General features: G+C 74.8%; 8 protein-coding genes. All 8 read left to right on the top strand.

The genetic code is table 11. From position 1 onward, the window contains the following. Window position 1 precedes the first annotated feature (1 nt). On the top strand, window positions 2–907 hold the full coding sequence (locus ACFVXJ_RS18360) for a carbohydrate ABC transporter permease (protein ID WP_389662792.1): 906 nt from the start codon (window positions 2–4) through the stop codon (window positions 905–907). Window positions 908–912: 5 nt separating this feature from the next. After that, window positions 913–2,202, top strand: coding sequence for a 6-phospho-beta-glucosidase (locus ACFVXJ_RS18355; RefSeq protein WP_389662791.1), 1,290 nt, complete (start codon window positions 913–915; stop codon window positions 2,200–2,202). A gap of 80 nt (window positions 2,203–2,282) precedes the next feature. Beyond that, window positions 2,283–3,284 (top strand): N-acetylglucosamine kinase, encoded by a 1,002-nt coding sequence (locus tag ACFVXJ_RS18350; protein WP_389662874.1) that lies wholly within the window; start codon window positions 2,283–2,285, stop codon window positions 3,282–3,284. A gap of 243 nt (window positions 3,285–3,527) precedes the next feature. Beyond that, a complete protein-coding gene (locus ACFVXJ_RS18345; protein WP_389662789.1) occupies window positions 3,528–4,937 on the top strand; it encodes a hypothetical protein in 1,410 nt (469 codons plus the stop codon). A gap of 152 nt (window positions 4,938–5,089) precedes the next feature. Then, window positions 5,090–6,025, top strand: a complete 936-nt coding sequence (locus tag ACFVXJ_RS18340) for a glutamate ABC transporter substrate-binding protein (RefSeq protein ID WP_389662872.1) — start codon at window positions 5,090–5,092, stop codon at window positions 6,023–6,025. A 121-nt stretch (window positions 6,026–6,146) separates the two neighbouring features. Beyond that, entirely contained in the window at window positions 6,147–7,475 is a 1,329-nt protein-coding gene (locus ACFVXJ_RS18335) for a hypothetical protein (RefSeq protein ID WP_389662870.1), read from the top strand. After that, window positions 7,472–10,171: a tetratricopeptide repeat protein gene (locus tag ACFVXJ_RS18330; protein WP_389662787.1), complete on the top strand. Its 2,700-nt coding sequence runs from the start codon at window positions 7,472–7,474 to the stop codon at window positions 10,169–10,171. Before ACFVXJ_RS18335 ends, ACFVXJ_RS18330 begins: the two co-directional genes overlap by 4 nt. 3 nt (window positions 10,172–10,174) lie before the next feature. Continuing rightward, window positions 10,175–12,019, top strand: a complete 1,845-nt coding sequence (locus ACFVXJ_RS18325) for a protein phosphatase 2C domain-containing protein (protein WP_389662785.1) — start codon at window positions 10,175–10,177, stop codon at window positions 12,017–12,019. Window positions 12,020–12,090 lie beyond the last annotated feature (71 nt).

Genomic DNA, 12,090 nt, shown 5'->3' with positions numbered 1-12,090 from the left:
CATGGCCGTGACCACGACGCCGACCGACGCCCGCAGCGCGCCGACCACGCCGCCGCCGGCGGCTCCCGGGCCCCGGCGCGACCGCGAGGCCCTGCTGCACCGGGTGGCCGTGCACAGCCTGGGTCTGGCCGCCGCCCTCTTCTTCGTCCTGCCCTTCGTCTTCCTCTTCCTCACCTCCCTGATGGGCGACCGGCAGGCCCTGACCCGCGACCTGTGGCCGCGGACCTGGCACTGGGACAACTACGCCACGGTCTGGCACACCCCCGGCTTCCTGACCTGGTGGCGCAACACGCTGCTGTACGCCGGGCTCGGCACACTGCTGACCGTGGTCTCCTCGGTGCCGGTCGCCTATGCGCTCGCCACGTTCCGCTTCCGCGGGCGGCGGCTGTCGCTGCTGCTGGTCATCGCGATGATGATGCTGCCGCCGCAGGTGGTGGTCATCCCCATGTACCTGTTCTGGGCCAAGCAACTGGACCTGTCCGGCACGCTATGGCCGCTGATCGTCCCCATGGCGTTCGGCGACGCGTTCTCCATCTTCCTGCTGCGCCAGTTCCTCCTCACGATTCCCCGCGAGTACCTGGACGCCGCCCGGGTCGACGGCTGCGGCGAAGTGCGCACCCTGCTGCGGGTGGTCCTGCCGATGGCCCGGCCCGGAATCGCCGCCGTCGCGCTGTTCCAGTTCTTCTACGCCTGGAACGACTACTTCGGACCGCAGATCTACGCCTCCGACAACCCGGCCGCCTGGACCCTCAGTTACGGACTGGAGTCCTTCAAGGGGGCGCACCACACCAACTGGAACCTGACCATGGCGGCGACCGTGCTGGTCATGGCGCCGGTGATCGTCCTCTTCTTCTTCGCCCAGAAGGCGTTCGTCGAGGGAGTCACCCTGACCGGAGTGAAAGGCTAGCGACGATGAAACTCGCAGTGGTGGGCGGCGGTTCCACCTACACCCCCGAGCTGATCGACGGCTTCGCGCGGCTGCGCGACACCCTGCCCGTCAGCGAACTGGTGCTGATCGACCCGGCCGCCGAGCGGCTGGAGCTGGTCGGCGGCCTGGCCCGGCGGATCTTCGCCAAGCAGGACCATCCGGGCACGATCACCACCACCGCCGATCTGGACGCGGGTGTCGCCGGCGCCGACGCGGTCCTGCTCCAGCTACGGATCGGCGGGCAGGCGGCCCGGCTCCAGGACGAGACGTGGCCGCTGGAGTGCGGCTGCGTCGGCCAGGAGACCACGGGGGCGGGCGGGCTCGCCAAGGCCCTGCGCACCGTCCCGGTCGTCCTCGACATCGCCGAACGGGTCCGGCGGGCGAGCCCCGACGCCTGGATCATCGACTTCACCAATCCGGTGGGGATCGTCACGCGGGCGCTGCTCGCGGCCGGGCACAAGGCGGTCGGGTTGTGCAACGTCGCCATCGGTCTCCAGCGGAAGTTCGCGGCGCTGCTGGAGCTCGCCCCGTCCGAGATCCACCTCGACCACGTCGGCCTCAACCACCTGACGTGGGAGCTGGGGGTGCGCCGGGGCGGCCCCGACGGCGCGGACCTGCTGCCCGGGCTGCTCGCCGCGCACGGCGGGGCCGTCGCCGCCGACCTGCGGCTGCCGAAGGCGGTGTTGGACCGGCTCGGCGTGGTGCCGTCGTACTACCTGCGCTACTTCTACGCGCACGACGAGGTGGTCCGGGAGCTCGGCGAGAAGCCCGCGCGGGCGGCCGAAGTCGCGGCGATGGAGCGGGAGCTGCTCGCCCTGTACGCGGACCCCGGGCTGGACGAGAAACCGGCCCTGCTGGCCGGGCGGGGCGGGGCGTTCTACTCGGAGGCGGCCGTGGACCTGGCCGCGGCGCTGCTCGGCGACGGCGCCGGCGCCTCCCCGATCCAGGTCGTCAACACCCGCAACGCCGGGACGCTGCCGTTCCTGCCGGACGACGCCGTCATCGAGGTACAGGCACGCGTCAACGGCACGGACCGCGCCGGCCGCCCGGGCCCGGTGCCGCTGGCGGTGCCCCGGTTGGACCCCTTGTACGCCGGGCTGATCGCGCACGTCACCGCGTACGAGGAACTCGCGCTGGACGCGGCGCTGCGCGGCGGGCGCGAGCGGGTGTTCCGGGCCATGCTCGCGCACCCGCTGATCGGTCAGTTCGACCTCGCCGAGGGGCTGACCGACCGGCTGCTCGCGCACAACAAGGAGCACCTGGCATGGGCGTGAACCCGGAGGCCGCGGCGCGCGCCGCCCCGCTCGGCACCGACCCGCTCGGCACCGACCCGCTTGACGCCGGTCCGCTGTCCATGGGCAGGGTTCCGGCCGCCGTGCTGGCCGTCGACGCCGGGAACAGCAAGACGGACGCGACACTCATCGGCGCGGACGGCACCGTGCTCGGAACCGGCCGCTCCGGGGGCTTTCAGCCGCCCCGGACCGGGGTCGAGGCCGCCGTGGACGTACTCGCGCTGGCCGTCTCGGAGGCGGCGGAGGCCGCCGGCCTGCCCCTGCGGCACCCCGACGGCCCGTACGCGGCGCGGGTGTCGGCCTGTCTGGCCAACGCCGACCTGCCGGTGGAGGAACGGCGGCTCGCGGACGCGATCGGCGCCCGCGGCTGGGGCGGGGCGACCGAGGTGCGCAACGACACCTTCGCCGTCCTGCGGGCCGGGCTGGCGGACACCGGCACCGCGTACGGGGTCGCCGTGGTGTGCGGGGCGGGGATCAACTGTGTGGGGGTGGCGCCCGACGGCCGGACCGCGCGCTTCCCGGCGCTCGGGCGGATCTCCGGCGACTGGGGCGGCGGTTCGGGCCTGGCCGGGGAGGCCCTGTGGTGGGCGGCCCGGGCCGAGGACGGGCGCGGCGAGCCCACGGAGTTGGCGGCGGCGGTGCCGGGACACTTCGGGTTCGCGTCGATGGTCGAGCTGATCGAGGCCCTGCACCTGGGTGCGGTGGGGTACGAGCGCACGCACGAGCTGGTGCCGGTGCTGTTCGCGGTGGCCGCGGCCGGGGATCGGGTGGCGGCGGCGGTGGTGGAGCGGCAGGCCCGGGAGGTCGTGGCCATGGCGTCGGTGGCGCTGGGGCGGCTCGGGCTGCTGGCCGAGGAGGTGCCGGTCCTGCTGGGCGGCGGGGTGCTCGCCGCCGGGCACGCGCGGTTGAACGGGGCGGTCGTGGCGGGGCTGGCCGAAGTGGCGCCGCGGGCCCGGGTGTCGGTGGTGGCGGCCCCGCCGGTGTTGGGCGCGGGGCTGTTGGGGCTGGACGCGGTGGGGGCGCCGGCCGAGGCGTACGGGAAGCTCCGTGCCCATTTCGGGTGAACCTGCCCGCGCGGGCGGCCGGTCTGGAACCGTGGCGGGCGCGCGGACGTATTGACGGTGAAGGGGAGAGGGAACCGGCCGCGGCGCCGGACCGGCGGAGGATCGCCCAAGATCCGGGACCGGGTGCTGTGGTTGACCGCCGATGCGGCCATACTGCTGCGACGGGTACTCCCCCGGTGACAGCCGGGGGGGGGTTCCCGCCCGGCAGCCGGGGGGGAAGTCACGACCGAGGGGGAGGTCACGGTGGCCATCACATCACGCGCGCCCGCGCACGGCGGCGGTGTCTCCACGACGCCGCCCGCCGGACCGCCCGCGCGGGAACCCGCCCCGCCCGGGCGGGGCACCGCCTGGGCCGAAGGCGTCGAGCGACTGCGCGCGTCCGCGACCACCGAACCGGGCCGGCTGCGCATCATCGGGGCGGTCCTCGCCGCCCTGGTGCTGCTCTTCGGCACGGCGGCCGTGTGGGAGGTCTCCGACCGGGTGAGTGCCGCCGAGGACGTGGTGGACCACAGCCAGCCGCTGAGCGCCGACGCGGCGAGCATCTATCGCTCCCTCGCGGACGCGGACACGGCCTCCTCCAGCGGCTTCCTCGCCGGTGCGCAGGAGCCGCGCGAGGTCCGCGAACGGTACGAGAAGGACATCTCGAACGCGTCCCGCCTGCTGGTGAACGCCGCCGCCAACACCGATGCCGGCGGGGACTCCCGCAAGGAGATAGCGCTCCTCGGGGAGCAGTTGCCGCGGTACACGGGCCTGATCGAGCAGGCGCGGGCCACCAACCGGCAGGGCCTGCCCCTCGGCGGCGCCTACCTGCGCTACGCCAACGAGCAGATGAGCACGGTGTTGCTGCCGGCCGCCCAGCGGCTCTACGAGGCGGAGACCGGGCGGCTCTACCAGGACTACGACGACGCCCGCTCCTGGCCGCCGGCCGCGACGGTCACCGGCCTGCTGGCCCTCGCCGCCCTGGTGTGGGCGCAGCGGCGCAACTACCTTCGGACCCACCGCGTCTTCAACCACGGTCTGGTCGCGGCGACCGCCGCCGCGGTGGTGGTGCTGCTGTGGCTGACCGTCGGTCAGACGCTGGCGCGCTCCGACCTGAGTGAGGCCCGGTCGGGCGGGCAGGAGTCGCTGAAGGTGCTGAACGACGCCCGGATCGCCTCGCTCCAGGCGCGGGCCGGCGAGAACCTGACGCTGATCGCGCGCGGCGCCGTACTGGCCGAGGACAAGACGTCCGACAAGTACGACGTGGAGTTCACGAAGAACATGAAGGAGCTGGACGCGGGGCTGGCGACGGCGCTGCGGCTGGCCGACGACAGCGGTGGTCGGCGGCCCGTCCAGCAGGCCATCGCGGGCGTGGCGCAGTGGAAGCAGCGGCACGCGGCGGCCCGCGAGACCGACATGCGCGGCGACTACGAGCTCGCGCTGCCGCAGGTCATCGGCGACAAGGACCACAAGGACAGCAGCGGGGCCTCGTTCGACACGGTGGACGCCTCCCTGGAGCAGGCCGTGGCGCACGAGCAGAAGCAGTTCACTCAGGCGGCCCGGGGCGGACTCGGGGCGCTGGGCGGTCTGGTGACGGGCGCGGCGGCCCTGGCGGTCGTCGGCGCGGCGGCGGCACTGCTCGGCATCGGTCGCAGGCTTTCGGAGTACAGGTGAGATCGATGCGGATACGGGCGGGGCGGGACCAGGGGTACGGCTCCGGCGGGAGCCCCGCCGCCGAGCGCGGCGAAGCCGCGGGCGGGCAGCCCGGTGACGCCGGGGCGCGGCGGCCCGCGGGCCGGCTGCGCGGCTGGGGCGGTGTCGCCGCGATGGCGGCCGCCTGCGCGCTGACCGCGGCGGCCGTGCTGCTGCCGCTGGCCCAGGCGGCGCCGGACACCGTCCGGCCCGGCGCGGTCCGGCCGCCCGCCACGATGGCGCTGGCCCCGGCGGCCCCGGCCGACACCTGCCAGGACCCGGAGGCCAGTCTGCGCCCCTCCGGGGTGGACGGGCCGACGATCGAACGCATCCGCAAGGCGGGCAAGCTCGTCGCGGGTGTGGACCAGAACAGTTTCAAGTGGGGCTACCGCAAGCCGGACGGCCACCTCGACGGCTTCGACATCGCGCTGGTCAAGGCCATCGCCAAGGACATCCTGGGCGATGAGAACGCCGTCATCTACCGTGCCATCCCGACCAGTCAGCGCATTCCGGCGCTCAAGGAGAACCGCGTCGACATCGTGGTGCGGGCCATGACGATCAACTGCAAGCGCCTGGAGGACGTCGCCTTCTCGACGGCGTACTTCGAGGCCGGTCAGCAGGTGCTGGCCCCCAAGGGTTCCCCGATCACCGGGTACGACGCCTCGCTGGGCGGCCGCAGGATCTGCACGGCCTCGGGTTCCACCGCGGAGGCCGCCCTCAAGACCCGGTCGTACGGCGCGGTCCCCGTCTCCGTGGCCAACCAGCTGGACTGCCTGGTCCGGCTCCAGTTGGGCGAGGTGGACGGCATCATCACCGACAACGCCCTCGCGGCGGGCCAGGCGGCGCAGGACCCGTCCGTGCAGTTGGTCGGCTCGCCGTTCACCCGCGAGTTCTACGGCGTCGCGATGAATAAGGACGCCGGTGACCTGGTCCGCCGCGTCAACAAGGTGCTGGAGGACTACCGCGCGGGCGGCAACGACAGCCCTTGGATGCAGGCGTACCGCACGCACCTCGCGGCCGTGCTGCCGAACGTGACCGCCCCGCCCGCGCCGAAGTACCGGGACGGCTGAGGCCGTGGCGGGATCGGCGTGGGGATCGGTGTCAGGGTCGGGATCCGGGTCGGGATCGGGGTCGGGGCCGTACGTGAGCGGGGAGAGCGGGGTGGGCCGGGTGGGCCGTCCACGGACGGGAATGGCGGTGATGGACCGGGACGAGGTCGACCGCGCGCTGGCCCGCCTGGTCGCGGAGCACGAGGCCGTCGAGACGTCCCTGCTCGCGCTCCAGGACCATGCCGGGCGGCGGCTGCTGGAGGGCGCGGGGCTGACCGGGGTCACCAAGGAGCGGTGGACGGCCGCCGACGCGGCGATCACCCGGCTCTGGACGTACTTCGACGCCTACAGCGGCGCGCTGGCCGCCGCCCGGCAGATCCGCGAACGGCGGCGCCGGCCGAGCCCGGAGGACCTCGTCGAGCTGACCGACCGGCTGCGCGGGCCGGGGGTGGTGATCGCCGGCGCCGGGGCCGAGGGCGCCGCCCTCGCGGAGCGGTTCTCGCTCGCTGAGCTCGTGGTGCGGATGAACGAGCTGTACGCGAGCTCGCTGGACGTGGTGGTCGCGGCCGACGCGGTCTGGTCGGCACTTCCCGCGCGGATCGACCTGCTCGCCGCCGAACTGCACCGTACGCGTTCGCTGGCGCGTTCGGTGGGAGTGCGACCCGGCGAACACCCCTCCGGGGACGACCTGGAGGACATCACCGCCGAGCTGACGCGGTTGCGGGAGCAGGTGATCGCGGACCCGCTGGCGTTCTGGGTCGCGGTGACGGGGAGTTCCGCCCCGGGCGGCGGCCGTCCGGACACCACCCGCTACGACCGGGCGGCGCGCGCGCTGGACGACGTACGGCGCGAGATCGAGGCGGTCCTGGACGTACGGCAGGATGCCGAACAGCGGCTGATCGGCGTGCGGGACGTGCTCTCGCGGGCCGACCGGACCCTGGCGGAGGCGCGGACGGCGCGCGGCGAGGTACTCGCGAAGATCGCCGCGTCGGAGGTGCCGGCGGTCAGCGGTCCGCCGACGGCGTTGCAGGAGCAGCTCGCGGCGGCGGCCGAGTACCGCCGGCAGGCCCAGTGGCACCGGCTGTCCCCGCTGCTGGAATCCCTGGAGGAACGCGCCGAGGACGAACTGCGGCGGGCCCGCGAGTCGTTGACGGCGGTGACGGCGCCGCTCGCGGTGCGGGCGGAGCTGCGGGGCCGGCTCGACGCGTACCGGGCGAAGGTGGCCCGGCACGGCCTGGCGGAGGATCCGCTGCTGATGGAGCGCTACGACACCGCCCGGCGGATGTTGTGGAGCGCGCCCTGCGACCTGCGGGCCGCCGAACAGGCCGTACTGCGCTACCAGCGGGCCGCGGCCGAGGCGCTGGCACCGCAGCCCCAGCCCCAGCCCCAAGCACAGTCGCAGTCGCAGTCGCAGTCGCAGTCGCAGCAGACATCCCCCGCCGTGGACGGGGCGGAGAGGGAAGACGGATGAGCCTGACCGGAACGGCGTGCGTGCGCCCCGGCTGCCCGGGGACGTACGAGGACATGGGGAGCGGTGAGGTCTACTGCGACACCTGTGGCCTGGCACCGATCGGCGCCGTCTCCGCCGGCGCGGAGGAACTGGTGTCGCCGCCCACGGGCATGACCAGCGCCGCCCGCCACGGTGACTCCCGAGGCTCGGGGCGCTCCTCGTCGGCGTCGGCCCGGTCCTCCCGGTCCTCCCGTTCGTCCTCCTCACGGCGCTCGGTGTCCGGGCGGCTGTCGCGCTCCCTGCCGGGGACCGCGTCCAGCCGTTCGGTGTCGGTGCGCAGTTCGGGCTCGGCGGGCTCCGCCTCGGGGCGCGGCCGGCTGGGCGCCGGACTGGTCAGGGTGCCGGAGGTGCCGCGCCCGGACCCCTCGGCGGCGGTGCTGGAGAACCCCGAGGTGCCGGAGCGCAAGCGGTTCTGCTCCCGCTCCGACTGCGGGGCCCCGGTGGGGCGGGCGCGGGGCGACCGGCCCGGTCGGACGGAAGGGTTCTGCACCAAGTGCGGGCATCCGTACTCCTTCGTGCCCAAGCTGAACCCGGGCGACGTGGTGCGCGGCCAGTACGAGGTGGCCGGCTGTCTCGCCCACGGCGGTCTCGGCTGGGTGTACCTGGCGGTGGACAAGGCGGTCTCCGACCGGTGGGTGGTGCTCAAGGGCCTTTTGGACACCGGGGACCAGGACGCGATGGAGGCGGCGATATCCGAGCGGCGCTTCCTCGCGGAGATCGAGCACTCCAACATCGTGCGGATCTACAACTTCGTGGAGCACCTCGACCAGCGGACCGGTTCGCTGGACGGGTACATCGTCATGGAGTACGTCGGCGGCAAGTCGCTCAAGGAGATCGCCAATGGGCGGCGGCGGCCGGACGGCCGGCGCGATCCGCTGCCGGTGGAGCAGGCGTGCGCGTACGGCATCGAGGCGCTGGAGGCGCTCGGTCACCTGCACAGCAGGAACCTGCTCTACTGCGACTTCAAGGTCGACAACGCGATCCAGCAGCAGGACCAACTCAAGCTGATCGACATGGGCGCGGTACGGCGGATGGACGACGAGGAGTCGGCCATCTACGGCACGGTCGGCTACCAGGCGCCGGAGGTCGCGGAGCTGGGGCCCTCGGTGGCGTCGGACCTCTACACGGTGGCGCGCACCCTGGCGGTGCTGACCTTCGACTTCCAGGGCTACACGAACGTGTTCGTGGATTCGCTGCCCGAGCCCGAACACATCGAGGTCTTCCACCGGTACGAGTCGTTCTACCGGCTGCTGGTGCGGGCGACGGACCCGGATCCGGGGCGGAGATTCGCGTCCGCGCAGGAGATGGCGGACCAGCTGACGGGTGTGTTGCGGGAGGTCGTGGCGCTCCAGACGGGCCGGCCGCACCCCCAGTTGTCGACGCTGTTCGGACCGGAACTGCGGGTCCCGGACACCCGGTTGTACGCGGACGAGGCGGGGACGGAGGTGTCCCGACTGGGTGTCCGCGCCGATGTCGGCTCACGATGGCCCCGGCTGCCCGGCCGGCGTCCGGCGGTCACCGCCGGAGCGGCCGGCGCCGAGGTGGTCGGGGTCGGGGCGGCCGGCCCGGTGGCCGGTGTGGTCGCGACGGCCGGCGTCGGGGCGACCGGCGGCGGGGTGACGGGCACGGGAGTGGCCGGCGTCGGGATGCCGGCACCCAGACAGGGCGGAACCGTGCCGGGGGTCGTCCCCGCCCCGCCGGCCGTACCGCAGGAACCGCACGCCGGGAGCGGGCTCGCGGCCTTGGACGCCCGGGACACGGCGCTGGCGCTCCCGGTTCCGTTGGTGGACACGGCCGACCCGAACGCCGGCTTCCTGGCCGGACTGCTCACCGCCGCTCCCGCCGACCTGCTGGGTGCGCTGGGCTCGGCCCCCGCCGACTCCGCCGAACTGCGGCTGCGGGAGCTGCGCGCCCGGCTGGAGCTCGACGAACTCGCCGTAGCGGGGCGGGCGCTGGCCGAGCTGGAGGTCCTGCACCCCGACGACTGGCGGGTGGTGTGGGCGCGCGGTATCGCCGCCTTGGCCACCGGGGACGACGAGATCGCCGCCCTGTCCTTCGACGCCGTCTACGACGCCTTCCCGGGCGAGCCGGCGCCGAAGCTGGCGTTGGGCCTGTGCGCGGAGATCCTCGGGCAGTTGGACAACGCCGCCGAGTACTACCGGCTCGTCTGGATCACCGATCCCGGCTTCGTGAGCGCGGCGTTCGGGCTGGCGCGGGTGCAACTGGCCGCCGGCGACCGGGCGGGGGCGGTGCGGACGCTGGAGTCGGTGCCGGAGGTGTCGATCCACTACACCGCCGCCCGGGTGGCGGCGGTACGGGCACGCCTGCGCGACCGGTCCCCGGAGGAACCCCTGCTGCCCGACCTGGCGGCGGCTGCCGCGCAGGTGGAGGCGTTGGGGCGGTTGGGGCTGGACTCGGTGCGGCGGGAGCGGCTTTCGGTGGAGGTTCTGGGCTCGGCCCTGGACTGGGTACTGTCGGGTAGCCGGGGTGCCGACCCCGGCCGGACCACGCTGCTCGGCAGTCAACTGGACGAGCGGGGGCTGCGCTTCGGCCTGGAGCGCTCGTACCGCGTCCTCGCTCGGCTGGCGCAGCGGGGCGAGGAGAGGATCGAACTGGTGGAGCGGGCAAACCGTTTCCGTCCCCGGACGTGGGTGTGATTGATGTCGATGCATCGGCTGTCGGGCTGCCCAAGCTGCGCGGAGCCCCTGGAAGAGGGTGACCGTTTCTGCGGAGTCTGCGGTTACGCGGTCTCCGCCGCCCCGGACTCCCCCGCCCCCGGCGGGTATGCCCCGGCCGAAGCCCGGGGCGGAAGCCTCTCCGGCGGACCGGCGCACGCCCGACCCGGCGCGGCCGAAGGGGTCGTACCGAGCCCGGGGGCGGGTGGGCTCCCCGCCCCGAGCGGCCCCGACCGAGGCGGCTCCTTCCCGGCCGCAACCCGGGCCGAGACCCAGGCCGCGGCGCACCCCGACGGGACCGGCTACCCGGTACCCTCCGGCCCGGCCGTGCCGGGCGAGCGCGCCCCGGACGGGCCGACCGCGGCCGGCCCGGGCGCATACGACGTCCCCGGCTCCGCGGCGGTCGCCCGGGGCGCCGCCGCTCACGGCCTCGCCGACCGTCCGGAGGCCCCCGAGGGCAGCCACCCCGGCGGTGACCGGGAGCCGTACGGGTCCGTCGGGGACTACCCCGCCCGGCCGGTACCGGCACCGGCGTCCCACGCCGGCGGCCCGTACGGCGACCACCCCGAACCGGCCGCGCCCGGCAGCGGGTACGGCTCCGGTGTGCCCGCGCCCGGGTGGGGCAGTGTGACCAGCGCCGCCCCGACGCTGGTCGACGAAGCCGGCGACTGGGGCGGCGCCCCGGACGGGCCGGACCGGGCCGCCTCCTGGCAGTCGCCCCCCGCGCCGGAACCCCCGGCCCACGAACCCCCGGCCCACGAACCGCCGACCCCCGGCACCCCGACGCCTGGCCCCGCGGGCCCCGGCCCCGCGAACCCGGAACCCCCGGCCTACGAGTCCCCGGCCCACGAGTCCCCCTACGCCGCCCCGCACGACGACGGTTCCGCCCAGGAGTCCCCGTACGGCGCCCCGCAGGGCGACGGCAAGACCTGCGTCGCCTGCCGCGCCGGGCACGTCGACACCGACGGCTACTGCGAGCACTGCGGCCACGCCCAGCCCCGGGAGCGGGACCACCTCGAAGAGGAGTTGGGGAGCGTCGCCGCCGTCAGCGACCGCGGGCTGCGCCACCACCGCAACGAGGACTCGTTCGCGGTGGCGGCCACCGCCCTCCCCGACGGCTCCGCCGCCACCGTGGCCATCGTCTGCGACGGCGTGTCCTCCGCCAGCCGCCCCGACGAGGCGTCGGCCGCCGCCGCCGGCGCCGCCAACGAGGCACTGCTCGAAGCCCTGCCCCGCGGCGCCCACCCCCAGGAGGCCATGCACGAGGCGATCCTGGCCGCGGCCGCCGCCGTCAACGCCCTGGCTCCGGAGGTCCCCGGCGCTCAGAACGCGCCCGCCTGCACCCTGGTCGGCGCCGTCGTCAGCGGCGGTGTGCTCACCATCGGCTGGGTCGGCGACAGCCGCGCCTACTGGGTCCCCGACGACCGCGCCGCCCTCCCCCGCCGCCTCACCGAGGACGACTCGTGGGCCGCGCAGATGGTCGCGGCCGGGCTGATGGGCGAGGCGGAGGCGTACGCGGACGTCCGCGCCCACGCCATCACCGGCTGGCTCGGCGCCGACGCGTACGACCTGGAACCGCACACCGCCAGCTTCAAGCCGGACCACGCCGGCGTGGTCGTCGTCTGCACCGACGGCCTGTGGAACTACGCCGAGTCCGCGCGGGAGATGGCCCAGGTCCTGCCGCCCGACGCGGCGACCCGACCGCTGCACAGCGCGCAGGTCCTGGTGGGTCACGCCCTCGACGGAGGCGGCCACGACAACGTCACCGTGGCCGTCGTACCCTTCGCCGCCGCGCCGGGGCCCTCGGCCCACGCGGAAACGGAAGCGTAAGCGGAACCCCGCCCGAGCCCCCGTCCCGGGCCTGCCGACGTCCCTCGACCGACCTCCTAGGAGTCCCACCG

Source organism: Streptomyces sp. NPDC058279, from assembly GCF_042881255.1.
Classification (GTDB): Bacteria; Actinomycetota; Actinomycetes; order Streptomycetales; family Streptomycetaceae; genus Streptomyces.
The sequence above is the reverse complement of the archived record's forward strand: the minus strand, read 5'-3'. Positions and strand labels throughout refer to the sequence as shown.